Genomic DNA, 26,715 nt, shown 5'->3' on the forward strand with positions numbered 1-26,715 from the left:
CGACCGCGATTTGCATCGCTGCTTCAACAAGGAGACAATCACATGCCTATCAGGAAACTTGTCGGCCGGAGCATCCTCGCGCTCGCCATGACCGTCGCTCCACTGGCGGGCGCCTCGCTGGGGATATCGGATGTGGCCTTCGCCAAGGGCGGAAATGGCAACGGCAATTCCGGGGGTGGGAATGGGAATGGCAACGGCAATGGGAATGGCAACGGAGGCAGCCATGGCAGCGCCGGTTCGAACCATGGCAAGTCTGGGAACGCGCATTCGAAGGCGAGTTCCAAGACTGGGACTGCAAGCACGCCGACGCTCGAATCGCTTTTCTTTCACGACAAGAAACCCAGCAAGGCCGTAAAGGCGGGTAAGCCCGCGAAGGCCGGCAATGCTGCAAAGGCAAGTCTGAGGAGCGCCAAATCAGATACGGCTGGCCTGAGTTCGTTGAACCGCAATTATCACGCCTACATGAATTCCAACGACCCGCGGCTGGCCCCTGTTGCCGACTATGTGATGGCATATGCGGAATTCGAAAAGGTAAGCGGGCCGAATGTGCTTCCGACGGATCCCGAACTGAGCGATGAGGCGCTGCGCGAGGCTCTTGCGGGCTTCACGAAGGGAGGGGTCGTGAGCGACGATGCCCTTGCAGAAGCAAAGGAAATCCTTGGCGTGGGGCCGGCCGTCGGCAAGATCGATGAGATTCGCGAAACGCTCCCCGAGCCGGAGATCGTGGATACCGTTGAGGAGCCGGCAGCCACGGAAACGACAACTGTGACGATCGTCACCGAGACGCCAGTCGAACCGGCGAACTGACGTTGGTCATTCGCCGGTACCTTGCGGCGGTGACTGAAGAGTAGGTCCGCTCGGCTTCAGGCTATTTTCGTGCTAAAGTACAAAAATTGGGGGGCGATGTTGAATGGGAGGACGAAAACATGCCCACTCAAGTCCCAAAGGATTTCCGCCGTGTGATCGTTGCCGCGTCGGTAGGAAACATCATCGAATGGTATGACTTCTATATCTTCGGAAGCTTGGCCGCCGTGCTTTCGGTGAAGTTCTTTGAGCAATCCAACCCGGTTGCAGCTCTGCTGAGTACGATTGCGCTGTTCACCGCAGGATTCCTGATCCGTCCCTTGGGGGCGTTCCTCTTCGGCTGGATGGGCGACCGGGTCGGCCGCAAATACACGTTCCTCATCACGCTCAGCGGCATGGGGTTGGGCACAGGCGCCATCGGCTTGATACCGAGCTATCAGGCGATCGGGCTGACCGCCGCATTCCTCCTCTTCGGCCTGCGGATGGTCCAGGGCTTGTGCCTGGGCGGCGAGTATGGCGGGGCCATCACCTACGTCGCCGAGCATGTCCCCGACGAACGCCGCGGCTACTACACAGGTTGGCTTCAGACCTCTCCAACTCTCGGGATCGTGGTGTCGCTGGCCGTGATCATCGCGACGCGCACGTATTTCGGCAATGAGGTCTTCGACGAATGGGCGTGGCGCATTCCGTTCCTGGTATCCTTCCTGCTGGTAGCCATTGCAATCTATATCCGGCTTCAGCTCCGGGAGACACCGATCTTCCAGGAGATCAAGGCTAAGGGACAGATGACCCGAAATCCCTGGAAGGAAGCCTTCCTCAGTGCCAACATCCAATACGTCGGGATCGCGACCATCGTGCTGATCGGGCAAGGAGTGGTCTGGTACAGCGGCCAGTTTTGGGCTTTGTACTTCCTGCAGCAGGTTTCCAAGGTGGACTCGCTGACCTCGTCCTACATCGTGGGAGCTGCGCTGCTCATTGCAACGCCGAGTCTGATCTTTTTTGGCTGGCTGTCAGACATTGTCGGCCGCAAGCCAGTGATTCTCGGAGGCATGCTGCTCGCCGCGATCACGTACTATCCGCTGTATTTGTGGCTGGGAACAGTCACGCAGCCTGACAACATCAACTTCCCGGCCGCGATCTTCATCATCTTCATCCTCGTTTGCTATGTCGGGATGGTATATGGCCCGGTCGGAGCGTTCCTGGCGGAATACTTCCCCGGCAGGATCCGGTACACGTCGGTATCGGTGCCGTATCACATCGGCAATGGCTGGGGCGGCGGATTGGTGCCGTTCATCACCTCGGCGGCGTTCGCGGCCACCGGCAGCATCGGCTACGCGCTGATCTACCCAATCGCGGTTCCTGCCGTATGCTTCCTGCTCGCCCTCTTCCTGATGCCCGAGACCCGCAGAATAAGCATCTGGGAGCCGGTCGAGCCTAGTACCGGATCGTAACAAGGTTGTCCGTGTGCGGGGCGCAAGGCCCGCCTCGCACCGTCGCATAGGAGCGCCCGTGACCCGCCAATCGCCTTCGACAGCCATCGCGGCAATCGCATCACCGGCAATTTCATTCTGATCGACCGGATGACCAATCGGACCATCGATGCCAATATGTGTCGAGCGGAAAATATTCGCTGGCAGGCTCTTGAGATCAATCGCGGGTCGCGTGCCGTCCTGATGAACCAGCGGCCTGCGGTCGTATGGTTCACCGGGCTTTCAGGCTCAGGCAAGTCGACTGTTGCAAATAGTCTCGAGAAGCTGCTCCACGCTAAAGGCCGTTACACCTACGTGCTGGATGGCGACAATATTCGCCATGGCCTCAACCGCGATCTTGGCTTCACCACTGAAGACCGCGTCGAAAACATCCGGCGCGTTGCGGAAGTGGCCAAGCTGATGGCCGATGCCGGATTAATTGTGCTCGTCTCCTTCATCTCGCCTTTTCGCGCCGAGCGCCAGCTCGCACGCGCGATGATGGAAAAAGGCGACTTCTTCGAAGTATTCATCGACACACCGATAGAGGAATGCGCCAGGCGCGATCCGAAGGGGCTCTATAAGCGCGCGATCACCGGCGAGATCAAAAACTTCACTGGAATCAGCTCCCCCTACGAGCCGCCGGAGAATCCTGAGCTCCGTCTTCGCACGGTGGGTTCCGATCCTGATCGGCTCGCCATGCAGGTGGAGGAGTTGCTCGGCGTGCGCCCTGCGGGCTGAGGGTGGGAAATCAAGTTGAGGGCGAACTGACAAGCTATTCTGCCCATCGCGGCGGTTCCCTCTATCACTGAAAGTTGAAAGGATGCGCGCGGCGGAAGGTCACTCCCGGACCAAGCTGTGTTACAGTTTTCTTATTATTTGACTAACGCAGTGATTGGGTTGCCGATGCTTACGACACTCGCTGTGCTCATGAGCCTCTCTGGCGCCGCTGCGACGATGGCGCAAGCGGCAGGAGGCGAGGTCGATGTTGAGCTCGTCCTCGCGGTCGATACCTCCCGGTCCATGGACTATGAGGAAATTCGCATCCAGCGTGAGGGTTATGTCGAAGCGCTCAAGCACAAGGAATTCATCGACGCGGTAAAGAACGGTCCCATCGGCCGCGTCGCCATAAGCTATTTCGAATGGGCAGGCTATGTGGTGCCTGGTTCCGTGATCGATTGGGAGGTAATCGAGACGCAGCAGGATGCGGTCGATTTCGCCGGCAAGCTTGAAGCACGGCCGATCAACACGCAGCGCCGCACGTCGATCTCCACCGCCATCGCCCAAGGCACGATGATGATCGCCTCCAGCCCCTATAGCGGCGTGCGGGAGGTGATCGATGTTTCCGGGGACGGCCCAAACAATTCCGGCGACCCGGTCACGCCCAGCCGAGACAAGGCGATGAAAGCAGGCGTCGTCATCAACGGCCTCGCGATTATGCTGAGGCCATCTGAGAGCAGGCTCGACGAGTATTATGCAGATTGCGTGATCGGTGGGCCCGGCTCCTTCGTGCTGCCGGTTCACAAGATCGAGGATTTTGCCGTTGCCGTGCGCCGTAAGCTGGTCATGGAGATCAGCGGCCTTACCCCGCCGGCCACGGTACGGAAAGTTGCTGGCGTCGAGCCAACCACCGATTGTCTGATTGGCGAGAAGCAGTGGCAAGACCTGTTCGACCGCTGACTTCCACTATTTCATCCTCTCCAGCTTTGGTTCGGTTCTTGAACGGCGGACAGGAAAGGCGACCGGGCGCAGCTGGATCTCAGCTGCGCCCGTGTGCCTATCCACCTCAGGCGGCAAGATCGAAGCGATCGGCGTTCATCACCTTCGTCCAGGCCGCCACAAAGTCGCGCACGAACTTCTCTTGCGTGTCACTCTGACCGTAGACTTCGGCGAGCGCTCTCAGTTGGGAGTTCGAACCGAAGACGAGATCGACACGGGTGCCGGTCCACTTCATTTCATCCGTATTGCGATCGCGTCCCTCGAATACGTACTTCGATTCCGGTGCCGCCTTCCAAACCGTGCCCATGTCGAGCAGGTTGACGAAGAAATCGTTGGTGAGCGTTTCAGGGCGCGTGGTGAAGACTCCGTGCTGGGATTGTCCGGCATTGGCGTTCAAAACGCGTAGGCCGCCGACGAGAACTGTCATTTCCGGCGCTGTCAGCGTCAGCAGTTGCGCCTTGTCGATCAGCAACTCCTCGGGCGAAATGGAATATTCGCCCTTCTGATAGTTGCGGAACCCATCGGCGATCGGTTCGAGTACGGCAAAGGAGTGCACATCGGTCTGCTCCTGCGTCGCGTCGGTGCGGCCGGGCGTGAACGGAACTTCGATGTGATGACCGCCGTTCGCCGCCGCCTTCTCGATGGCTGCTGCGCCGCCGAGCACGATGAGATCGGCGAGCGACACTTTCTTTCCGCCGGACTGGGCGTCGGTAAACGCCTTCTGAATCCGTTCAAGCGTATCGAACACGATCGCCAGCTGGTCTGGCTGGTTGACCTCCCAATCCTTTTGGGGTGCGAGGCGGATGCGCGCGCCGTTTGCGCCTCCGCGCTTGTCGGAGCTGCGGAAGGTGGATGCCGAGGCCCAGGCGGTCGAGACCAGCTGGGAGATTGACAGTCCCGATGCGAGGATACTGCCCTTGAGATTGGCGATATCCTGTGCGTCGATCAGGACGTGGTCAATCGCGGGGAGGGGATCCTGCCAGATCAGTTCTTCCGCCGGAACTTCCGGGCCGAGATAGCGCACGCGCGGTCCCATGTCGCGATGGGTCAGCTTGAACCAGGCGCGGGCAAACGCATCTGCGAACTGATCCGGATTTTCGAAGAAGCGCCGGGCAATCTTTTCGTAGGCAGGGTCGAAGCGGAGCGCAAGGTCCGTGGTCAGCATGGACGGCGCGTGACGCCTGGACTTGTCGTGCGCGTCCGGTACTGTACCGGCACCGGCACCATGCTTTGGCGTCCACTGATGCGCACCGGCCGGGCTCTTCGTCAGTTCCCATTCGTAACCGAACAGGTTCCAGAAGAAGTTGTTGCTCCACTTCGTCGGTGTCGAGGTCCAGATGACTTCCAGGCCGCTGCCGATAGTGTCGCCGCCCTTGCCGGTTCCGAAGCTGCTCGTCCAGCCGAGGCCCTGCTCCTCGATGCCGGCCCCCTCGGGTTCAATACCAACGTGCGAGGCATCGCCTGCGCCGTGGGTCTTGCCGAAGGTATGTCCACCCGCAATAAGGGCGACAGTCTCTTCGTCATTCATGGCCATACGGGAGAAGGTCTCACGAATGTCCCTGGCGGCGGCAAGCGGATCGGGGTTGCCGTTCGGCCCTTCCGGATTGACGTAGATCAGACCCATCTGCACGGCGGCGAGGGGAGTTTCGAGATCTCGTTCGCCGGAGTAACGCTTGTCCGCCAGCCAGGTATCCTCGGCGCCCCAGTAAACGTCTTCTTCAGGCTCCCAGACATCCGGACGGCCGCCGGCGAAGCCGAACGTCTTGAAGCCCATCGACTCCAGGGCAACATTGCCGGTGAGGATCATCAGGTCGGCCCAAGAGATCTTGTTGCCGTATTTCTGCTTGATCGGCCAGAGCAGCCGGCGTGCCTTGTCAAGATTGACGTTATCCGGCCAGCTGTTGAGCGGTGCGAAACGCTGCTGACCCGCTCCCGCACCGCCGCGGCCGTCGCCGGTACGGTAGGTACCTGCACTGTGCCATGCCATGCGGATGAAAAGTGGGCCGTAGTGACCGAAGTCGGCCGGCCACCAGTCCTGCGAATCGGTCATCAGCGCGAGGAGATCCTTCTTTAGCGCCTCCAGGTCGAGCTTCTTGAACTCCTCGGCGTAGTCGAATCCTTTGCCCATCGGATCGGACAGGGAGGAGTTCTGATGGAGGATCCTGAGGTTCAGCTGGTTCGGCCACCAGTCCCGGTTCGACCTACCGCCATGGGCCGTGTGCGTATGCACGACTGGACACTTGCCCGCAGTATCGACTTTTGAATCCATATTTTTCTTCCTTGTGATCACTTGAATTGGGCCACCCAGGGGAAGACCGCCCTGAAGCAAAAGAGTTCAGGGCGTCCGGCGCCTGGATAGTCTGTACGTCAACAAGCTACGCTACGCACCATCAGTGACCATTATATGGGCCGCGTGTGACGGTGGCTGCATCTCATCTCCGCTTCAGGCACTATACCCAAGCAGGTTCATTAATTTAAGTTGGATTTTCCGATCATTGCGATAAGGTTTAGTTATGCAAAGACACTTAAGCAGCTTCGCTGCTTTTCGAGGCGTTGGCGTCTGCCATCGTCGGCGACGAAATCCGTTTTTGTTTTCTAGGCATCACAATTGCAGCAACATTGCCTGAACATCCTTCCGTCCCAGTAATGCTGTTGCAACCTTCGCGGCAGACAAGGGAGGGACGCGAGGGCGAGGCGACGTATTGAGGCTTCTGTTAATCGAGGAGGAGAGAACTGGCCGATGCGCTGTCGGTGGCGCTGAGCAAACACGGCATCGTCACAGACGATACAATGCATCTCGCTGACGCAATCGAATTAACGCGCCAAAATGTTTACGATGCGATCCTCCTGGACCGGCGTCTACCTGATGGTGAAGGATTGACGTTCATTCCGACGTTGAGGCGGGCAGGTTGGTAGTTGCCTATGAGGGAGAAAGCTCCTGCGCTCTGATGAGCTCATCGCGCTGACATCGATAGACACCTGCAGAACGCCTCCTATTCCGGACACGCGCGATTTACGGAGCCGTCGAGTTCGATGGAGCGCCGGGAATACCGGCTGGACTTCCCCGGCATCTGCAATGGCCGATACGCGATCCGGATCCTTCCAAAGAGATTTTGCTTCGACCAAAGCGATGTTGGCTTTGGCTCGGAGGATCATCTGCTTTCGGTGGACGTTCGATGCGATTGATGGCCGCGACTGGAGCCACGGCCGTCTCTTGCGTTCAGGATGGCATGGCCTGATCGCAGGGCACACCGCAGCGGCGCCTAATGCCCGTGGCAGTGATCAGCGCGCCGGCCACGGCGGCTGCGACCGGGACGATGAGCGCCGTCTGAAGCGATACCAGCCGCGCTTCAGCAGATGTGGAATCGCCAAGAGCATAGGCGCCGATGGCACTTGCACCCGAAAGGCCGAGGGCTGCGCCGAACTGGAAGGCGGTATTGACCAGCCCGCCGGCCAGCCCCTGTTCGTCTTCACGAATGCCGTCGGTGGCGGTGATTGTCAGCGGGCTGTAGGCGATCGAGAAGGCCAGTCCGAGCAGCAGCATGCTTGGGAAGATCGCGGCATATGTCCAGTCGAGTTCCATCCGCAACAGTAATGCATAGGAGATGGCGGCAAGAACGAAGCCTCCGAAGATGACGCGTTCGTTTCCGAAGCGATCGACAAGCCTGGGCGTCAGGATGGGAGCGACGACCGCGTCGATGCCGATCACCAGCATCGCAATGCTGGTCTGCATGGGTGTCCAGCCAAGCAGTTCCTGGAGATAGAGTGTCGCGATAAACTGGAAGCCGAAGAATGATCCGGCGAACAGCAGTGCTCCGAGGTTCGACCGGACGAGGGATCCGGAGCGGAATATTCCGAAACGCACGAGCGGGGAAGCGGACCGGCGCTCGACGAGGACGAAGGCAAGCCACAACGCCGCACTCGCTCCGAACACGCCGAGCGTCCATGCCCAGTTCTGGTCCGGATGTTCGAGGCGGGTCACGCCATGGACTGCAAGCAGCATCGCCGCCGTTAGCGCGACAGCGCCAGGGATGTCGAAGCGCTCCTTGGCGGTTGCAGACTGCGTGTCGGCGATGAGCCTGATCGCGGCCGCAAAGGTGAGGAGCGCGAGGATGACCGGCGCAAAGAACACCCAGCGCCAGTCGATCGCGGAAAGAAAACCGCCCAAGACAAGCCCAAACGAGAAACCGGCGGAGGCCGTGGATGCGTAAATGGTCACTGCGCGGTTGCGCTGAGGGCCTTCCGGAAAACTCGTCGTGACAAGCGCCAAGCCGGCCGGTGTCATGAATGCCGAGGCGGCGCCGGTGACAAAGCGAGCGAGAAGGAGCATCCAGCCTTCCGTGGCAAGGCCGCCGAGGCCCGAAAATGCAATGAAGACCGCAAGTGCGGAAAGGAAGACCCGGCGCTTGCCGAAGATGTCCGCAGCGCGGCCGCCGAGCAGCATGAAACCGGCGTAACCGAGCACATAAGCGCTCACCACGCCGCTCAGCGTGGTTGTCGTCAAATTAAGATCGGACCGGATTGCCGGAAGCGCGATATTCAGCATGGCGACATCGATGCCCTCAAGAAAGATTGCCCCGCAGAGGACGATCAGCGTGGCTGCGGCACGGGGCGTCATAGGTGCAGCGCCTGTTTCAGGGGATGAAAAGGTTGTTGACATAAAGCATGATCCTTGGTTGACGATGGAGGAACAGTGACTTTTCGTCAGCCAGTTCCCTCTTGTAACTATCAAACAATAAGGCCATGATCCGGCGCTATGAAAGAAGGCACTTTAAACTCACCGAGTAACCCTTGCAGCACCGAGGCGGATTACGAGGTCCTGCAGTGGGACGCGCGCGAAGGCTGCGAGGTACGGCAAATCCTCGATCGCATCGCCGACAAATGGTCGCTGCTGGTGATCGCGCTGCTGGAAAAGCGCACTCTGCGCTTCACCGAATTGCGCAACAGCATCGAAGGCATCAGCCAGCGCATGCTGACGACCACCTTGCGCAACCTGGAACGCGACGGAATTATCGAGCGGACGGTCTATCCCGTCGTGCCGCCGCGCGTGGAATACGCCCTGTCGCCCCTCGGCTGTACTCTGCACGAAACCATCCAGGCGCTGGTGGGGTGGACGGAATCGAACCAGGCTGAAATTCTGGCGGCCCGCGCCCGTTATGACACTAAGGCAGCCAGCGAGCGCTGGTGAAAGGTAATTTGCCGATGCCGACTGAACGTCCGACTTCGCCTGTAAGAGCGACGCTTGCTTCCATAGATCGCTTCTGCCGCGCCGTCTTCATTGCAGCGGGTACTGACAAGGCTACCAGCGATGGAGCGACGCGGGGGATGATGCATGGAACGCGGCTCGGCATCGACAGCCATGGCGTCCGGCTGTTGCCGCACTATGTCAGGGGCTTGACCGAAGGCCGCATCAACCGGCAGCCGAAGGTGGCGCTGGCTTCGGCATTCGGAGCGGTCGGTGTGCTCGACGCCGATAATGGCCATGGAGGGCTCGCTACTTTCGTGGCGATGGATCATGCGATCGAATTTGCGGACCGTTACGGCATCGGGGCCGTGGCCATCCGCAACTCCTCGCATTTCGGGCCTGCCGGTGCCTATGCGCTCGAGGCGACCCGGCGGGGCTTCATCGGCTTTGCCTTTTGCAATTCCGACAGTTTCGTCCGCTTGCATGACGGTGCGATGCGCTTTCACGGCACCAATCCGATCGCCTGCGCCGTGCCTGTCGTCAACGACAATCCCTGGCTCTTCGACATGGCCACCAGCGCGGTGCCCTATAACCGCGTTCAGCTTTACAGGAGCCTTGGCAAGAGCCTGCCTGCCGGTACGGCTTCGGATAGCCGCGGCCACGATACCACCAACCCGGAACAAGCCGACATGCTGGCGCCGCTTGGCGGTGAATTCGGGTTCAAAGGTGCGGGGTTGGCGGGAATTTCTGAAATCCTCAGCGCTATCCTGACCGGCATGAAATTGAGCTTCGACATCGCGCCAATGCCCGGCCCGGATTTCTCGACGCCGCGGGGACTCGGCGCGTTCGTGCTCGCGATGAAGCCTGATGCTTTCCTGGATAGACACCGGTTCGACGCTGCCATGACGCGCTATCTGGAGACGTTGCGAAATTCACCGGCCCGCGATGACCTGCATGTCATGGCGCCGGGCGACCGCGAATGGAACGTTGCTGAGGACCGCGAGAGGAATGGTGTCGAACTCGACCCCGCGACAGCGGAATGCTTTGCGGCGCTTGCCGCGCGTTACGATCTGAAACCCCCGTTCGGCCCGTAGGGCCTGTTTCTTGCGGCGGATTGACGCATAGGAAGATCAATGTTACCAAGGGATGAATTGGTCAGGCCACTTGGCCAATTTTGCGTTTGAGGAGAAACGCGCAGGGAGGCATATGTTTTCAGCTGTTGAATCGCGCCGCCTTTACAGGCAGGTGGCGGACCAAATTCGTTCGATGATCGCGACTGGCGAACTGGCTGTTGGCCAGCGCCTTCCGCCCGAGCGCGAACTCGCCGAAAAGTTGGCGGTCTCGCGCCCGACCATTCGCGAAGCTTTGATAGTGCTGGAAGTAGAAGGGCTCGTGCATATCCGCATGGGCTCGGGAATATATGTCGCCCGGAAGCACACCATTCAACCCGCTCAGCCGGAGCGCGAACCATTCGAAGGGCCTTTCGAGCTGCTGCAGGCCCGCGCCATCATCGAATGCGCGATCGCCGAAGAGGCTGCACAGCGTGCGACGCCCAGCCACATTGCCGTGCTCGACGAGAATCTGCAGCAGATGGCAAGCGTTGTCAGCGACACCAACGCGGCGCTCGCCGTCGACCGAGCCTTCCATACGGCAATCGCCGGGATCGTCGAAAATGCGGTGCTCATTCGCTTCACCGGCGAAATCTACGATCAGCGCATGACGCCGTATTTCGAGAAGCTGGCGAGCCATTTCGAGGGACCGGATTCCTGGACGTGGGCGATGGAGGAGCATCGCGCCATCAGGAATGCGATCGCAGCCAACGATCCCGTGGCCGCCAAACAGGCGATGCGGACGCATCTCGACAGATCGCAGAAGAGATTTTCCGAAAGCTTCGGGGAGGAGTTTTTCGGAGAAGACGAAGGCCGCGCGGCCCAGAGGAAAGCAAAGATCTAACGCAAGCTCGGGAGGAAAGAGCGATGAAGATCAGACTGGCTACGATAGTTTGCACGGCAGCCGCCATCATGGCGACGACGGTTGCAGCGCACGCACAGACGGTCCTGAAATGGGCCCATGTCTACGAAACGTCCGAGCCCTTCCACACGGATTCGGTCTGGGCATCCGAGGAGATCAACAAGCGCACCGGTGGGCGCTACAAGATCGAGGTCTATCCCGCTTCACAGCTTGGCAAGGAAGCGGACATCAACCAGGGGTTGAAGCTTGGCACCGTCGATGTCATCATTTCCGGGTCGAGCTTTGCCGCCCGCGACTATAAGCCGATCGGCGTCACCTACTTTCCCTATATCTTCCGCGGTCCAGAACATCTGATCGCCTACACCAAGAGCGATGTTTTCAAGCGCCTTGCGCAGGGCTACGAGGATAAGACCGGCAACCACATCGCTGCCGTCAGCTATTACGGCACGCGCCAGACGACCTCGAACAAGCCGATCGCGAAGTGCGCCGACATGCAGGGTCTCAAGATTCGTGTTCCGGACGTTCCGGCCTATCTCGCGATGCCGCGGGCCTGCGGCGCCAACACGACGCCGATCGCCTTTGCCGAGGTCTATCTGGCGCTTCAGAACGGCACGGTCGAGGCACAGGAAAACCCGCTGACGACGATCGAGGCGAAGAAGTTCTACGAAGTTCAGAAGAACATCATCCTAACCGGCCATATCGTCGATCACCTGAACACCGTGGTTTCCAAAACCCTGTGGTCGAGCCTTTCCGACGAGGACAAGAAAATCTTCGGAGATGTGATGCAGGAAGCTGCAGAGCGCACGACGAAGACGATTGAAGGGCGTGAGAACAAGCTCATTGCCACCTTCAAGGAAAAGGGCATCAACGTAACAGAAGTCGACAAGAGCGACTTCGAGAAGACGGTTGCCGAGAAGGTGGCCTTCGAGGACTTCGGCTACGAGAAGTCCGACTGGGAAGCCATCCGCGCTATCCAATAATCGTGACAATGCGGCGCCATCGAGCGCCGCATTCTCCCTTCCGGCAAAAACGGATGTCGCTCATGTCGCAAGAAGTCCATACCCAGATCACCCCCGACGAGATTGCCCACACCTTCGAAGGCGCTGCTCCAACCGCTAAAGCTTCGGACTATGCCCCGGAGGACTGGATCACCCTGATCGTCTTCTGGCTGATGACCGGCTGCGTCTTCCTGCAGTTCTTCACACGTTATGTCTTGAACGACAGCTATGCCTGGACGGAAGAGATCGCCATCAACTGCCTGATCGGCGTCGTCTTCCTCGGTTCGATCATGTGCGTGCGCACCTCGCGCCATATCCAGGTGGATGTGTTCTACCACTATATGCCTGCGCGTCTGGCGAGGGTTCTTGCCACCTTCGTCGATGTCGTGCGCATCGGCTTCTTTGCCTACGCCTGCTATCTGATGTGGCGCTATGTACAGATCGTCGCCGGCGAGGAGATGGTGACGATCGCGCTGCCCCGCAACATCGTTTTCTATAGCGTCTTTGCCGGATTCGTCCTGATGCTGCTGCGCGCCATCATGGTCTCCGTGGCCAATATGCGCCGCGGCTATTCCGTTCTGGAACGGCCTGAGGAATTCCAGAAAATCGAGGATTGATCAAATGCTCCTGCTCGTCGGCTCCTTTCTCTTGCTGATGGTCATCGGCGTGCCGGTCGCCATCTCGATGGCGTCCGCCTCGGTGCTCTATATCGTCCTTTATGGCGTCGCGCCCGACATCATCGTCGCCCAGCGCATGATCGCCGGCGTCGAGAGCTTTCCGCTGCTTGCCGTTCCCTTCTTCATTCTTGCCGGCAACCTAATGAATTCGGCTGGCGTAACAGGCCGCATCTATTCGTTTGCGGTTGCCCTCGTCGGCTGGATGAAGGGAGGGCTCGCGCAGGTCAACATCATCGGCTCGGTCATCTTCTCTGGCATGTCGGGAACCGCGCTTGCGGATGCCGCCGGCATCGGTACGATCGAGATCAAGGCGATGAAGGACCATGGCTATCCGGTCGAAGCTGCCGTCGGCGTCACCGCGGCCTCGGCGACGCTCGGCCCGATCTTTCCGCCGTCTCTGCCCTTCGTCATCTACGGCATGATGGCGAATGTATCGATCGGCGCGCTGTTTATGGCCGGCATCCTGCCCGGAATCGTCATGACCATTCTGATGATGGTGACGGTGGCCGGCTTCGCCTATGCGCGGAGCTGGGGTTCAGACGCGCCCTTCGATGTGAAGCAACTGCTGTCGGCGTCGCTGGAAATCGTCGTGGTGCTGCTCGTTCCCGTCGCGATCTATCTCATGATGCTTGCCGGCTTGTCGATGAACGTGTCGGCCGGCATTGCGCTTGCAGCGCTTCTGGCGCTGGACTGGTATTTCAGTTTTTCCGCCGTCATGGCGCTGATGACGCCGGTCATTCTCATCGGCGGGATGACGATGGGCTGGTTCACGCCGACGGAGGCGGCGGTCGCGGCGGTGCTCTGGTCGCTTTTCCTGGGGCTGGTGCGCTACCGCACGATGACGTTCGCAACGCTCGCCAAGGCGAGCTTCGATACGATCGAGACCACGGCCTCGGTCCTTTTCATCGTCACGGCGGCCTCGGTTTTTGCCTGGCTGCTGACGGTCAGCCAGGCAGCACAGCTCTTATCGACGGCGATCCTTTCGATCACCGACAACAAGTGGGTGTTCCTGATCCTCGTCAATCTGCTGATGCTTTTCGTCGGTTGCTTCCTGGATACGATCGCTGCGATCACCATCCTCGTGCCGATCCTGTTGCCGATCGTGATGCAGTTCCAGATCGATCCCGTGCAGTTCGGCCTCATCATGACGCTCAATTTGATGATCGGCCTGCTGCATCCGCCACTCGGAATGGTATTGTTCGTCCTGTCGCGGGTGGCAAAGCTCTCCGTCGAGCGCACGACCATGGCGATCCTGCCTTGGCTCGTTCCGTTGTTCATCGCGCTGATCCTGATCACCTTTATTCCGTCGGTTTCGCTCTGGCTGCCGCAGCAGCTCGGGTTGTTGAAGTAATCACGGAGGTACGCATGCAGACGCGTTTTGCCCGGCTTTACGGACCACGGGACCTGAGGGTCGAGGCAGGCTCGGTGCCGGAACCCGGGGAAGGCGAAGTGCTCTTGCGCATGGCGGTTGCGGGGATCTGCGGCTCCGACCTGCACTACTACCAGGATGGCGGCTTTGGGCCGGTGCGTGTGCGCGAGCCGATCATTCCCGGCCACGAAGCATCCGGCTTCGTCGAGAAGGCGGGCGCTGGCGTGGCCTTGCCTCCTGGCACCCTCGTCGCCGTCAATCCGAGCCAGCCGTGCGGATCGTGCGAATATTGCGAGTGCGGGCAGCCGATCCACTGCCTCAACATGCGTTTCATGGGCAGCGCCATGCGGCTCCCGCATGAGCAAGGCATGTTTCGCCAGTGGCTGGTCGTATCGGCAGTGCAATGCGTTGCCGTTTCCGGGGAGGTCAGTGCCGCCGAAGCAGCCTGTGCCGAACCGCTCGCCGTCTGCCTGCATGCGGCTTCACGCGCGGGCGATATCGCCGGAAAGAAGGTGCTGGTCACCGGCGCCGGGCCGATCGGATGCCTCGTCGTTGCCGCCGCAAGACATCATGGGGCTGCGGAAATCGTCGTCACCGACCTCGCTGATGCAGCACTGCAGCGCGCAGGCGCCATGGGTACCGGCAAGACGATCAATGCGAAAGATCAGGACGCGCTGGCGGCATACGAAGCCGGCAAGGGCTATTTCGACCTCGCTTTCGAGTGTTCCGCCGCAGCACCCGCAATCCGCTTTGCCATCGCGTCGGTCAAGCCGCGCGGCGCCATCGTGCAGGTGGGCGTGACCGGGGACATCGCCATTCCGTTGAACGCTCTTGTCGGCAAGGAGCTGCATATTCACGGTTCGCAGCGCTTTCATCCGGAATTCGCGGATGCCGTGGCATTGATCGCCGGCCGGCAGATCGACGTTCGCCCGATCATCAGCCACAGCTTTCCGCTCGATCGTGCCCTTGAGGCTTTCGAGCAGGCCGGTGACCGCTCGGCTGCGTGCAAGGTGCAGCTGGTTTTCTAGGGAGCAAAAACGAGATCGCCAATTTCCTTGCACGCGATGACGCGCAAGGTAGTTGACCACGAAGGAGTTGCCCTCGATGACTTTGAAGGATTTGTTGTTGTCCTTGAAGGTTGGCACGTCGCAAATGCGAGCCCTGATTTTTAGGGAGAGCCAGAAACTCGAACTTAACCTATATAAATAATAGCTATTTACTGTGCGCTCACGTTTTCGACGCTATCTGTATGGATAGAAGAAGGCACTGCGCGGGTTCTGCGGGGCGATCGAACATGCTGACCAAAAAGGGAAAATATGGATTGAAGGCACTGGTTGATCTGGCGCGTCTTGCGCCGGGCGAAACCGCCTTCATCAACGATGTCGCCGCGCGCAACAATATCCCGAAAAAGTTTCTCGATACGATCCTTCTGGAACTCCGCAATGTCGGTATCCTGCGCTCCAAGAAGGGGCCGGGCGGCGGCTATTCGCTGTCACGGCCGGCGTCGGAAATCCGCATCGGTCACGTCATCCGCACGCTCGACGGCCCGCTGGCCCCCATTCGCTGCGCAAGCCGCACAGCTTATGAAGCCTGCGATGACTGTTCTAACCCGGAAACCTGTCATGTGCGCCGCTCGATGACCGAGGTGCGAGACGCGATCGCCGATATCCTCGACAACATGACGCTCGATCAATTCGTCGCGAAGGGCGACAACCTTGGCGATGGAGTCGATGAAACGTCGCCGGTTTCCGCCGCGGGCTGATGCTCTACCGATCCTTTCGCAAATGATGGGCGGCGCGCTGATGAAGAACATCGGCGGATGTTCCCAGCGCGCGGATGCGGGCGTTTCGCCAATGCCGGTCGAGATTGAGGCCGACGCTTGCAGCGTTTTTTCCTGCCAGTTCGAAAGCCAGGGTCGAGGCATTTATCGCCAGTTCGCTTGCGGCAGCACGCGCGGCGGTGGCGGAGAAATAGGCATCTTCGACCGCCCGGCCGCCAATATTGATCTGCGCGATGTCGAGCTTCCGGCCGGCCCTTTCCAAAAGCGCCGCAACCGTCTCCATGGCGATCGCAAGCTTGCCGATGTCGCTTGCCTGTGCCGCGCCGGCATCCGCGGAAAGAACCGCGCGCGCGATCCCAAGATCGACGGCCGCATGCTGCAATTCGCCGATCGCCGACGGCGCAGTCGCGGCAGGCGCGACCGCGTCCGCGTTGACATGCACGTCGCTGGCCACGATGGCGGCTGTGCCGTTGGTGCGCTGCCCAAGGCCGTCCCAATCATCGACAAACTGAAGGCCTTCGCTGTCGCAGGGGAGGTAAAGCGTGCTCTGATCATCTCCGACCGCAATCCAATCGGCGAAGAGCACCGCGGGCGAAGACGTGCTGCGACCATTTAGTCGATACCCGAGACCGCGGGAACTGACTGCGGCAGTATCGGGGAATACGGTTGCGGCAAAGCGATCGCCGGCGAGCACCCGCGCAAAGAGGGCGCGCTGCAACTCCTCGCCGGCCTGCTGCCGCAATCCATCGAGCACCGTAAAATGAACTTCGAGAAATTCGCCGATCGAGGGATCGCCTTCAGCGATAATCGCAACGATTTCGGCGAGCAGCGAATTGGTGACGTCCAGCCCTTCATATTCGGGTGGGACCGTGATCGCGCCAAGGCCGGATTGTGAAAGCGCGTCGATTTCTTGATAGGGCAGTATGCGATTGATGTCGCGCTCGCTCGACTGCCGCTGGAACACGGCGGCAAGGCTGCGCGCCGTATTGATTGCCTCTTCCTCGCTTCCGATGCGCTGTGCGACCGGCCGCGTTCGGTCGTGAAATTGCGATACGGTTCCCATCTGTCGTACTCTTGTTCGAAGATGATAGAAGTGATGGATCAAAACCGGGATGATAAGGTCGGTTTTTCTACAAAATCAGTATGGTTTGAATTTTCTTGCCAGCTTGATAAAGATGGCGATGCCTGACTATCCCACAAACCCGGCAATTCTCAACGGCGCGACTTTCAGTCAGGCGCAGGATTGATTATGGCTCATCCGTTTGCAGCCGACCAAGAGGTTCCCATGATGCTATCGCCTGCCCGGCAACGCCTTGAGCTCGATCCCCGCGACAGGCCGATCTATGCCATAGGCGACATCCACGGGCGTCATGACCTGCTGCAGATGGCCGAACATACGATCGTGAAGGATGCAGCACGCCTGCCAGGGCGCAAGCTCATCATCATGCTTGGTGACTATATCGACCGTGGCCCGTCGTCAGCGCAGGTGATCTCGCATCTGATGGGGTCGCCGCCGGAGAATTTCGACCGCATTTGCCTGACCGGCAACCACGAAATCATGATGCTCGACTATATCGACGGGAAGATTTCGTTTTCCGAATGGATACGCATGGGCGCCGATTCGCTGCTGCGCTCCTACGGTCTCGATGCAGAGCATCTGCCGCTGATCTTCCCGACGGCGGCCAAACTTGACGGCTTCATTCGCCAATCGCTGCCGCGCCAGCACATCGATTTCATGCGGACGCTGCCAATCCTTGTCGACACGCCGGATGTTCTGTTCGTCCACGCCGGGATCGATCCAAGTTCTACGATCGAGAGGCAGAGCGACGAGGATCTCGTCTTTATCCGCGAGCGGTTCCTCGACAGCGGCATCCCGCTGCCGAAGCTTATCGTTCACGGCCATACGCCATGCAACGAGCCGGAGGTCCAGCCGAGGCGGCTTAATCTCGACACGCGGGCCTTCAAGAGCGGGCGGCTGAGCGTCGCTCGCCTGTGGCGAGGCCAAGTTCACCTCTTCTCCACATGATCAGGCCTCGGCCGACTGCCGCTTTGCCGGAATCTCGTCCGTGTAGTAGCTGACATATTTGTGGTGGTAGCGTTCCGTCCCGCCGAAATTGCTGAACTTGCCGAGTTCCGACATATCCGTTTTGTTGAGGATGACGCCGAGAATCTTCTGCTTTATCTGTGGTTCGGCATTCACGATGTCGCGGACCATGTTGGTCGGCGTCTGGCCCCATTCCGTCACAAACAGGAAGCCGTCCACCTGTGGGGCGAAGGCCTTCGCGTCGATGACCGGGCCGAGCGGTGCAAGGTCGACGACGATGTAGTCGAACATCTTGCGGGCATTTTCCATCAGGTTGAACATGCCCTGCGAGGAAAGAAGCTCGCTGGTGTGCATCAGGTTGTCGTTCGAAACGACCGGCAGGATCGCGAGCTTGGTGCGGCTGTCGACCCTGACGGCACTTGCCCACGGCACTTCGCCAAGTACCGCCTCGACGAGACCCTGCTGCGGCGGGGTCTTCAACATGCGCGTCAGGCCCGGGTTGCGAAGGTCGGCGTCGATCAGCAGCGTGCGCTTGCCGCTTGAGGCGAGCAGCGCTGCGAAGTTTGCGGCGGTCGTCGACTTGCCTTCGCCGGGAAGGGCGGAGACGACGCCGATGACGCGGTCGCTCTTGCCCTGGAACATGACGTCGCTTGCAAGCTTGGCGTTGCGAAGCGTTTCGGCAAAGACCGAGCGCGGCGCTTCGAGGACAATGCGCATGATGCGCTCGAAGCTTGCGCCGTCATCCGGCGCTTCCGCGGTCTGTGGTAGCGGGGTCTTGCGCGGCTGGAAGACCTTGCGTTCCTTCGGCAATTTGCCGACCAGCGGCAGATAGCCGAGGAACTTCAGACCCAGGATAGAGCGAACGTCGCCCTCGACGCGGAAGAAGCGTTCGCGGAATTCCTGGAATGCCGTCAGCGCGCCGCCCGCCATCAGGCCGAGGACGATCGCCAGACCGAGCGTCATCGTCTTCTTGGGGCTCGACGGCGCCGTGGGGATACCGGCTTCGGAAATCACGCGCGCCTTGGCGATCGGGAAGGATTGCTGCTGCGCAGCCTCCTCGTAACGGCCGAGATAGGCTTCATAGAGCGTCTTCAGCGCGGTCGCCCGCTGTTCGAGATCGTTGAGCTTGACGATCGACTTGTCGGACTCAGAGTTCTTTCCGGTCAGGTGCCGGATATTTTCCCGCAGCGACTCCTCGCGAGATTTGGCGACCTCGAACTCGTTGCGGTAGCTGGAGGTAAGCTGCTGGAGCTCTTGGAATATCTGACGCGTCAGGTCTTCCTTTTCCGTGCGGAGCTGCACCGCCTGCGGGTGATCGGCACCGAAATTGGTGGCGATTTCCTGCTCGCGGCGGGTGACCCCGATGTAACGTGTACGGAGGTCTTGGATCACCGAATTGTCGGTCTGGCCGGAGGAAATCGCGGCGTTGTTGACCGCACCTTCCGGACCTTGGTCGACAATCGATTTGAACTGATTGTAACGGGCCGAGGCGCTGGCCGCGTCAGCCTGCGCGACGATGAGTTGCTTGTTGAGGTCGGCAAGCTGCTGCTCGGACATCAGTTCGCCATTCGCCGACGTCAGGCCGTTTTCCGTCTTGAATTTTGCGACTTCGAGTGCCGCCTGTTGCGAGCGGTCGCGGAGATCGGCAAGACGTTCCTGCAGCCAGACGGAGGCGCGTTCGGTTGCGTCGAAATTCGCGTTGAGCTGGTCGTTCAGATAGGCGTCGGCATAGGCCTTTGTGACCCTTGCCGCCAGCATCTGGTCGGTCGAGCGGAAGGAGACGGCGATCACAGAACTGCGGGAAACGCGTTCCACAGCCAGCGCCTGCTGCAGCATGGCCGCGGCCTTCTGCCGGCGGCCGTTACGTGCATCCCCCTCGGTGACAGGCGGGCCGCCCGGTGTCAGGGCGCTCGCAACGAGCTTCACGCCGGACTTCACGAGCTCGGCCGGCGACATGCCGGGGTTCAGGATGGTGTCGTTCTCCGAGAGGTTCTGGGCGTCAACGACGCTCAGTGCCAACTCGTTCGACTTCAGGATCTCGACGGCGCTCGCGATCTGCATATCCACCTGCTGGGCGCTGGCGGCAGGCGCCTCATCCTCGGCGTATTTGGTCATGCTGTCATCGAGCAGGATCTGCGTCATCGACGTGTAGACGGATGTCGCAAGGATCAGATAGATGGCAGCAAGCGCCACGAACGCGACGACGCAAAGCGCGATCGAACCAGCGCGGCGAAACAGGATCGCAATCAGCCGATCGATATCGATGAAGCTGTCGGAATCGTCGGACGCTTTCGGTACGGTGCTGTGCAGGGTCAGGTTTCGTTGGTTCATGAGGTCATCCTTTGGGCGTGCGCGGTGCGCCACCGAATGTTGGAATGTCTGTCTTGAGGCCAGCGAGATTGCGGAATGCCGCGGCCAATCTGTTGAGGCGGACAGCGATCGGCATCTTGAGGTGGCGGAGGGCAATAGGATCGCTCCATGCCGCCTTGATCATGCCGGAGATCGATCTGTTCTTGACGCTTTCGACGAGGAGAAGGAACGATCTCGCCTGCCGCAGGCTGCGTGCCCGGAATTTCTGCGCAGCCATAGCCTTCACATCGAGCGTGTGCTTGCCGAGGAAGACCCTGTCTCCTTCCATCATCGCCTCGATATGCCGGAGCTCCAGCATGCGGGAGATGGAACCCTCGCGGATATTGTAGTCATAGCCGGCAACCGGCTCGACCACGCAGCGCGCGCCAAGCGCCAGCGCGGAGGCGAGGAATACATAATCCTCGCCGATCCGCAGATTCTCGTCGAAGCGCAGTGCATGGCGCTCGATGAAAGCGCGTTCGAAAACGGGCTTGAGATAACCGAAATTATGCGTCGTCTGGAAAAGCGCATTGGAGCGAATAAAAACGGGCAGCGTCAGTTCCGGCATGGCTGCGAGCATGCTCTCGGAGAACATCGTTTCCGGCGGCGTACCATCGGCGCGGATCACCCGCAGATTGTCGACTGCGATCTGCGCGCCGGCTTTCTCGGCGCGGGCAATCAGCCTGGCCAGCCGCCCCGGTTCGATCGCATCGTCGGAATCGAGCACGGCAAGCCACCGGCCCGTTGCTGCGGCCATGGCTGCGTTGCGTGCTGCGGCAGGTCCGCCGTTCTTTTCGAGGGCGAGCAGGCGGACATTCCTTTCCGCATAGCCTTGCGCCACTTCGCGCGTGTCATCGCTCGAGCAATCGTCGGCAACGATGACCTCGACGGTCACGCCTGTCTGCGCCAGCGCGCTTTCGATCGCCTTCGAAAGCGTTTCCGCTGCATTGTAAGCAGCCATAATGAAGCTGATGTCTGGCAGCTCTTTCGTCATGCAGTCCCCTCTGCTGCGCCATATTGGCGGATCTCGCGCACGCCGAGCAGGCCGCTGACGACGCCGAGATGCATCACGCCGCGAAGTGCGTAACGATAGCGCGGAACGGGAGCCAGGATGCAGATGAGCGCCACGCCCAGGCAATAGCCGGCCTTTGCCGTGGCAAACCCGATCTGTCTCAGGCGGTCAAGTCCCCGATGCTTTTCCTGCAGCAGGCGCCCATGCGTCTGGCCGAAGCGGAAGCGGCGTTTCGCGAGCCAGGAAAGCTCCGCCCGTTTTTCCGGTACCGCCTCATAGACATGCGCTTCGGGGGCGTAGGCGATGCGTCCTCCGTCCCGGTGCATATGGCTGAAGAATTCGGTGTCTTCGCCGCCCGTCTTTCCAAGCGCCAGATTGAAGCGGCGGCCCTTCACATGTTCGGAGCCGAGGCGGAGCAGCACATTGCAGGTGTAGCCCGTGCGGATTTCGCCGCCAACCCAGACCGGCAGGGTCGAATGAAAATCGCCGTCTCGCATCCAGGCAGGAGCGGTTGACGAGTAGACGCTCCGGACCGGGCCGAGGATCGCATCGGCGCCGGTCTTTTCCGCCCCATTCAGCAGCTCCACCAGCCAGCTTTCCGAGGCATCCTCATCGTCGTCGATGAAAGCCAGAAAATCGCCAGTGGCGTTTTCGAGGCAGGCGTTGCGGGCAATCGAGATGTTTGATGCCGGGCAGTGCACATAGGCGATCTCGTGCGGGATCGTCGAGCGGAGCGCTTCGACGCGTCCTTGTGCGCTCGGCGTCACATCATTGTCGGCAACGATGATGCGCAGGCTGACATTCTCGGGAATCGCAAGCACGCCAAGCGAAAGCAGCGCCTCGTCCAACGAGGCGCGGCGATAGGTGCAAACGCCGATATCGATCTGCATGCGTTGGTCCTTCATCAAGACGTCTTGCGGTTGCGGAAGTTCAAGAGTTCCATCCAGAAACCGGCCGACCAAGCGAAATGCATCACCATGGCCGAGAGTGCGGCAAGCGGCCCGTACGGATTACGCTGGCCGACCGCCATCCAGAAACCGTAGCCGACGCAGGCGGCGGCCCAGAGGCTGAACGGAATGACCGCAATCCAGCTCAGCACGGCCAGAAACGCGCCGATAAAGACCGGCACCACCGCGAGCGGCAGCATCTGGCGCAGGTTCGGCATGCTGCCATGCTTCAGAATGTTCTTCGCACGGCCCCGGCCATAGCCGAGATATTGCCGGAAAAGCGTTCCAACGGTTGATCTTGGATAATAAATCATCTGCGTCTTATCGGTCATCCAGATGCCAAAACCCGCCTTTTTCAGACGGTAATCTAATTCCGCGTCCTCATTATGGCTGAATGTTTCATCGTAGCCGCCGACGGTCTCGAAGGCTGCGATACGCATCAGCGCATGGTGGCCGTGGTCGGTCCAATGGCCCTTGGCCCCCCCGCGATGTTTCGAGCCGCCATTGCCGAGTTTGGAGTTCTGCGCGAAGGCGGTGGCCTTCTGGAACATGCCGAATCCGATCGTTTCCATGGAGACGACGACCGAATCCGCCTGGGTAAGCTCGGCTTCCTCGACGAGTCGTTGGCAAAAATCCGTCGGATAATCGCCATGGGCGTCGATCCGGATCAGGTATTCGTAGTCGCGGCCGAAAGTCTTGACTGCGAGATTGATGGCTGCGCTCTGGATGCGGCGGGGGTTGTTGAGAAGGATGACGCGCGGGTCGGTTTCGCTGATGCGGCCGACGATTTCGCGCGTGCCGTCGGTGCTGCCACCGTCTGCGACGACGATGCGGGCATTCAGCTGATCGAGCGCCGAACCGAGCTTTTCGATCAGGGGTTCGATGTGCTTTGCCTCGTTCAGGCAGGGAATGATGATGAGGCAGGCGACGCTGGAACAAACATCAGTCATCATTGCAGTCAACCCTTCTGGAACTGCTGTTGCGGGGCTAGAGGCATTGGCCGCGTGCGCTTCGGCGGCGGACGGTACAAGGCGGGACAGATTGTCGACTAAGGTGCGGCAATCGCTGCGGTCGGCGAGCCAGCTCTTCCGGTCTTCAGCAGCGACGGCCGCTGCAAGCGAGCCGTAACGCTCGCCGGTGAGGCCTTCGAAAAGCGCCTCAAGGCTTTCGACAGAGGCGTCGTGCAGCGTCAGGCCGATCTCCTTGCGGGAGAGGAAGCGAGCTGTCTCAGTGCTAGCGAGCGCTATCGGGACGCTGCCATAGAGGCAGCCTTCATAGAGGCGGTTGGGAAGCAGCCAGCTGGAATTGAGGCCTTCCTCGAAGAAGTCGATCGCCCAGGAGAAGTGGACATCGCTGTAAATTGCCGACAGGTCTTCCGGGTTCTTATACGGCCCCTCGAAGGTCAGATAGGGTTCGTTGGCGACGAAGGTGTCGAAATCCGCGAATTCGGAATAGGCCGGCCGGCCGCGCAGCACGACGCGGACGCGGCCATTCATCCGACGGGAGAAATCGGCAAGCAGTTGCAACGACTTGCGGCAGCGGAGCGCGCCGAACCAGCCGATTTTCCAGGGCTCGGCTTCGGCTGGCGGCAGGCGGAGCGGGGTTGCTTCCGGCATGCCGTTCAGCGCGAGGACCTTGTTCTCGACAAGCATGATCGGCGCCTTGAGAGCCGAGCGCGGAACGAAATAGTTGGCGATGAAGGCGGGCGAACTCGTCAGAATCAGCTTCGCCTCTCGCCCGAAATAGGCTTCCGCAAGGCCGACCGCCTTTCCGGCCATGCCGTCGCTCACGAGAAGGCGATGGATATCAAGGCACTCATAGACGATCGGCACACCGCCGAAGAGGTGGCTGGCGCGATCGGCGACTGCGAGCGATTCCAGATTGCGCCCGATGATCACGTCTGGCCGTTCGATACCCTTCAGCAGGCCCCGCAGTCCAGCGACCGCCTTTGCGACGGCGCTTATGCGCTGGCCAAATTTGGCGTCGGCGGTCCGCCCGAGTTCGATCGGCGTGAGGCCGTTGACGGCGGCAAGCGCGTTCTCGCCGCGCCGGAAGCCGGCCAGCGTCACCGAGGCAGCGCCTTCAGTCAGCATCAGCACGCGGCGGCGCACGGCGGGATCGGCCAGATCATGCGCCAGATAGAGGACTTTGAGCATCAATACTCCTTGCGCTATCCCGGATATCACCGGAGTCCGTTTCGGGGTGTGCTGTGCAATCTTTCGGCAGTTTCACTACGCTCAATTGAGCGTGCAGGCGATCGAACCCTCGAACTGGCATTTGTCGCCCGGAGCCGTGTAGGCCATCCGATCGATTTCCATCGTCGTTGGTTGCGTATAGGCGAATTTTCCCATCCAGTTCACAAGTTTGTCGGTTCCCCAGAGGCTGAAGAAGATCTTCTGCGGGTTCTGGGGGATCTTGGACGGGTCGGTGACGTCCTGGACGAGCTTGCCGTTCAGATAATAGCGAAGCCGGCCCGGCTCCCAGACGAACGCGTAGTCATTGAAGCTCTGGTCGGCCCCCTGGCCGACGGGCACGAGCTTTTCGTTGCCGCCTTTGGCCTTGATGTACTGGTTCACCTGGACAGTCGACGTGTCCTTGCCGAGCACCTCGAAGTCGATTTCGTCGTGCTGCTGCTTGTCGGCAGGGCCGATATAGGTGAAGAAGGCGGAGTTCAGGCCCTTGCCGGTTGCAGCCTTGATCCGCGCTTCATAGGTGCCGTAGCTGAAGCGCTTTTTTGTCTGGATCTCGCCGCAGAGATAGTTGCGGTCCTTGGATTTACCCTCGGCGAAGGTCAGCTGCAGCATGCCGCCCTCGGCCTTCACCTGGTTTTTCGACCAGGTGCAGTTCTGGTGGGCGCCGTTGTTCCAGCCGTCGGATACATACCAGATGCTGCGGTCGATCTTGTCGAAATCATCCACGAAGGATTTGCTCGTTGCCTGCTGGGCATGTGCGGGGAGGGCGCCGAGGATAAGGGCGCCGATCGTCATACTCTGGCAAAGCAGTCGCGCATGGGCGATTTTGGCCGTCATGTCTCACCTTTGCTGTGGAGCGAATTCTGCCGGGACCTTCCGGCGGAAAGCGGATTGAGAGCTCTTTTTGGTCCGTCCGCCGGTCAGCACGGCGTAGAGGCGCGGCGCGTTGTTGCGGACGAAGTTGTTGGAAAGCGCAAGCACTGGAAAAAGCACCAGAAGCGAGCCGCAGAAAAAGAGCGGATAGAAGCCGATGCCCGTCTTTTCCCAAATCATGAAGAATAGGACGAGCAAAGGATAATGTGCGCAGAAGATCCAAAAGCTCAGGCTTCCGGTCTTCGAAAGACGCTGGCCGAGGGAGGTCTTGATCAGCGGCGCCGAAAGCATCCAGAAGCCGGCGGCTCCGCCGATTGCCAGCGCATTGCGGCAAAGCTCCACCCAGTCCGGCATTGACGGACCGGTCATGTAGATCGCGGTCGCAAGCAGTGCCGAAGCGGCAAGCAGAGCCGCCACGCCAAGTGGTGCAAAGCGGTCGAGTGCCTTGATGTCAATCTTGTAGAGGCTCGCATAGATGCCAAATGCGAAGCTGAAGAGGATCGAGCGCTTGATCACGATGTAGAGCGACATTTCCGGAATGAGCGCGAGCAACAGCAAAGTCGACAATGTCAGCAGGGGAACGCGCCGGATGAGCCAGGCAAGCAGCGGCGAAAGCAGGACGCAGACGAAGAGGTCGCGCAGGAAGTAAAGCGGGATGTTGGTGGGAAATTCCTCTGCCGCAAAGAGCTGGCTGAGCAGATCGCGTACCGATGCCGTCCAAGGGCTTACGACGTAGCCGTCACCAATGCCGACGCTCAGCATTGCCAGCGCAGCGACAAAGAACGCGGTGTTCCAGATGAGAAACGGCAGGAAGACGGTCTGCGCTTTCGTGCGCACGGTTTTCCCATAGTTGAAGCCCTCCGTCCCGCCGCGAAACAGCAGGTAGCCGGAAATGGCGCTGAGGCAGGGAACCCCGACGCGGAAGAGCGCTTCGCTCAGGAAGACCCGCAGCCAGTCGAAGAAACCGTAGTTTCCGTTGAACGGCGTATTGGCAGGGTCAAACGGTATATGGACGAACACGATGCCCGAAATGAGCACGATGCGCATCAGGTTGATCCGCGAGGATACGTTGGCGTCAACGTTCACGTTATCAGTCACCCCTATTGGGTCGCACCTCCCCTTGCGACCGTTTCAACGAGAGCAGACTCGAGCCCGCAGACCAAAAGCTAGAGCGTTTTCACGGAAGAAAATATGGCACTGCAGCAAAAAGTGATCGGCGATCCCGTTTCGGGACGGCTGATTTTAACGGTTGCGGCCACGGGTTTTATCGTGTTTGGCTTTAAGAGAACCTACTGAAACGCCGATGGGCCAACGTATTTCGGAAAGTCA

At 60.0% G+C, this 26,715-nt stretch carries 21 protein-coding genes and 2 pseudogenes; 14 read left to right on the forward strand and 9 right to left on the reverse strand.

Annotated features, from left to right (window positions below; translation table 11 throughout):
* The first annotated feature begins 42 nt into the window (after positions 1 to 42).
* The 4 genes and pseudogenes from BN1800_RS13330 (at position 43) to BN1800_RS13345 (ending at position 3,950) form a co-directional block, all read left to right on the forward strand.
* A complete protein-coding gene (locus BN1800_RS13330) occupies positions 43 to 807 on the forward strand; it encodes a hypothetical protein (RefSeq protein WP_244564488.1) in 765 nt (254 codons plus the stop codon).
* A gap of 119 nt (positions 808 to 926) precedes the next feature.
* Entirely contained in the window at positions 927 to 2,255 is a 1,329-nt protein-coding gene (locus tag BN1800_RS13335; RefSeq protein WP_027510077.1) for an MFS transporter, read from the forward strand.
* 66 nt (positions 2,256 to 2,321) lie between these two features.
* Positions 2,322 to 3,011, forward strand: a pseudogene (cysC, locus tag BN1800_RS13340) (adenylyl-sulfate kinase); the annotation flags it as partial.
* A 165-nt stretch (positions 3,012 to 3,176) separates the two neighbouring features.
* Positions 3,177 to 3,950 (forward strand): DUF1194 domain-containing protein, encoded by a 774-nt coding sequence (locus BN1800_RS13345; protein ID WP_086998149.1) that lies wholly within the window; start codon positions 3,177 to 3,179, stop codon positions 3,948 to 3,950.
* Positions 3,951 to 4,056: 106 nt separating this feature from the next.
* Here the strand turns inward: BN1800_RS13345 and katG are convergent, their stop codons facing one another.
* Complete coding sequence (gene katG / locus BN1800_RS13350; RefSeq protein WP_086998152.1) at positions 4,057 to 6,258, reverse strand: catalase/peroxidase HPI; 2,202 nt, start codon at positions 6,256 to 6,258, stop codon at positions 4,057 to 4,059.
* Between the two features lie 433 nt (positions 6,259 to 6,691).
* Here katG and BN1800_RS13355 point away from each other — a divergent pair.
* A pseudogene (locus tag BN1800_RS13355) lies at positions 6,692 to 6,899 on the forward strand (response regulator); the annotation flags it as partial.
* 310 nt (positions 6,900 to 7,209) lie between these two features.
* On the opposite strand, the gene BN1800_RS13360 reads toward BN1800_RS13355, so the two are convergent.
* Positions 7,210 to 8,607: an MFS transporter gene (locus BN1800_RS13360; RefSeq protein WP_086998155.1), complete on the reverse strand. Its 1,398-nt coding sequence runs from the start codon at positions 8,605 to 8,607 to the stop codon at positions 7,210 to 7,212.
* Between the two features lie 138 nt (positions 8,608 to 8,745).
* Between BN1800_RS13360 and BN1800_RS13365 the strand changes: the two genes are divergently transcribed.
* From BN1800_RS13365 to BN1800_RS13400, 8 genes are all read left to right on the forward strand, one after another.
* Positions 8,746 to 9,177, forward strand: coding sequence for a winged helix-turn-helix transcriptional regulator (locus BN1800_RS13365; RefSeq protein WP_027510082.1), 432 nt, complete (start codon positions 8,746 to 8,748; stop codon positions 9,175 to 9,177).
* Positions 9,178 to 9,191: 14 nt separating this feature from the next.
* Positions 9,192 to 10,268: an Ldh family oxidoreductase gene (locus BN1800_RS13370; protein ID WP_086998158.1), complete on the forward strand. Its 1,077-nt coding sequence runs from the start codon at positions 9,192 to 9,194 to the stop codon at positions 10,266 to 10,268.
* A gap of 112 nt (positions 10,269 to 10,380) precedes the next feature.
* A complete protein-coding gene (locus tag BN1800_RS13375; RefSeq protein WP_086998161.1) occupies positions 10,381 to 11,127 on the forward strand; it encodes a FadR/GntR family transcriptional regulator in 747 nt (248 codons plus the stop codon).
* 23 nt (positions 11,128 to 11,150) lie between these two features.
* Entirely contained in the window at positions 11,151 to 12,125 is a 975-nt protein-coding gene (locus BN1800_RS13380; protein ID WP_086998164.1) for a sialic acid TRAP transporter substrate-binding protein SiaP, read from the forward strand.
* A gap of 62 nt (positions 12,126 to 12,187) precedes the next feature.
* Positions 12,188 to 12,760 carry a TRAP transporter small permease gene (locus BN1800_RS13385; protein WP_027510086.1) on the forward strand — a complete coding sequence of 191 codons (573 nt, stop codon included), beginning with the start codon at positions 12,188 to 12,190 and terminating at the stop codon, positions 12,758 to 12,760.
* A gap of 4 nt (positions 12,761 to 12,764) precedes the next feature.
* Entirely contained in the window at positions 12,765 to 14,171 is a 1,407-nt protein-coding gene (locus BN1800_RS13390) for a TRAP transporter large permease (RefSeq protein WP_086998167.1), read from the forward strand.
* Positions 14,172 to 14,185: 14 nt separating this feature from the next.
* The gene (locus BN1800_RS13395; RefSeq protein WP_086998170.1) at positions 14,186 to 15,217 is read left to right on the forward strand and encodes an L-idonate 5-dehydrogenase; all 1,032 of its coding nucleotides are present in this window, start codon (positions 14,186 to 14,188) and stop codon (positions 15,215 to 15,217) included.
* 266 nt (positions 15,218 to 15,483) lie between these two features.
* Entirely contained in the window at positions 15,484 to 15,951 is a 468-nt protein-coding gene (locus BN1800_RS13400) for an RrF2 family transcriptional regulator (protein ID WP_027510089.1), read from the forward strand.
* A gap of 4 nt (positions 15,952 to 15,955) precedes the next feature.
* Here BN1800_RS13400 and BN1800_RS13405 read toward each other — a convergent pair whose 3' ends face one another.
* A complete protein-coding gene (locus BN1800_RS13405) occupies positions 15,956 to 17,032 on the reverse strand; it encodes an acyl-CoA dehydrogenase family protein (protein WP_086998172.1) in 1,077 nt (358 codons plus the stop codon).
* A gap of 225 nt (positions 17,033 to 17,257) precedes the next feature.
* Here BN1800_RS13405 and BN1800_RS13410 point away from each other — a divergent pair, with 225 nt between their 5' ends.
* On the forward strand, positions 17,258 to 17,995 hold the full coding sequence (locus tag BN1800_RS13410; protein WP_086998428.1) for a metallophosphoesterase family protein: 738 nt from the start codon (positions 17,258 to 17,260) through the stop codon (positions 17,993 to 17,995).
* Here the strand turns inward: BN1800_RS13410 and BN1800_RS13415 are convergent, their stop codons facing one another.
* The 6 genes from BN1800_RS13415 to BN1800_RS13440 form a co-directional block, all read right to left on the reverse strand.
* On the reverse strand, positions 17,996 to 20,344 hold the full coding sequence (locus tag BN1800_RS13415) for a polysaccharide biosynthesis tyrosine autokinase (RefSeq protein ID WP_086998175.1): 2,349 nt from the start codon (positions 20,342 to 20,344) through the stop codon (positions 17,996 to 17,998).
* A 4-nt stretch (positions 20,345 to 20,348) separates the two neighbouring features.
* Positions 20,349 to 21,356, reverse strand: coding sequence for a glycosyltransferase family 2 protein (locus BN1800_RS13420; RefSeq protein ID WP_086998178.1), 1,008 nt, complete (start codon positions 21,354 to 21,356; stop codon positions 20,349 to 20,351).
* A complete protein-coding gene (locus tag BN1800_RS13425; RefSeq protein ID WP_086998181.1) occupies positions 21,353 to 22,279 on the reverse strand; it encodes a glycosyltransferase family 2 protein in 927 nt (308 codons plus the stop codon). Before BN1800_RS13425 ends, BN1800_RS13420 begins: the two co-directional genes overlap by 4 nt.
* The gene (locus BN1800_RS41380) at positions 22,279 to 23,274 is read right to left on the reverse strand and encodes a glycosyltransferase family 2 protein (RefSeq protein ID WP_179213788.1); all 996 of its coding nucleotides are present in this window, start codon (positions 23,272 to 23,274) and stop codon (positions 22,279 to 22,281) included. The genes BN1800_RS13425 and BN1800_RS41380 overlap by 1 nt, the downstream gene beginning before the upstream one ends.
* Positions 23,275 to 24,558: 1,284 nt before the next feature.
* Positions 24,559 to 25,308, reverse strand: a complete 750-nt coding sequence (exoK, locus tag BN1800_RS13435) for an endo-1,3-1,4-beta-glycanase ExoK (protein ID WP_244564495.1) — start codon at positions 25,306 to 25,308, stop codon at positions 24,559 to 24,561.
* A gap of 45 nt (positions 25,309 to 25,353) precedes the next feature.
* Positions 25,354 to 26,472, reverse strand: coding sequence for an acyltransferase family protein (locus BN1800_RS13440; RefSeq protein WP_051336565.1), 1,119 nt, complete (start codon positions 26,470 to 26,472; stop codon positions 25,354 to 25,356).
* Between the last annotated feature and the right edge of the window lie 243 nt (positions 26,473 to 26,715).

The organism is Rhizobium sullae, assembly GCF_900169785.1.
GTDB lineage: Bacteria > Pseudomonadota > Alphaproteobacteria > Rhizobiales > Rhizobiaceae > Rhizobium > Rhizobium sullae.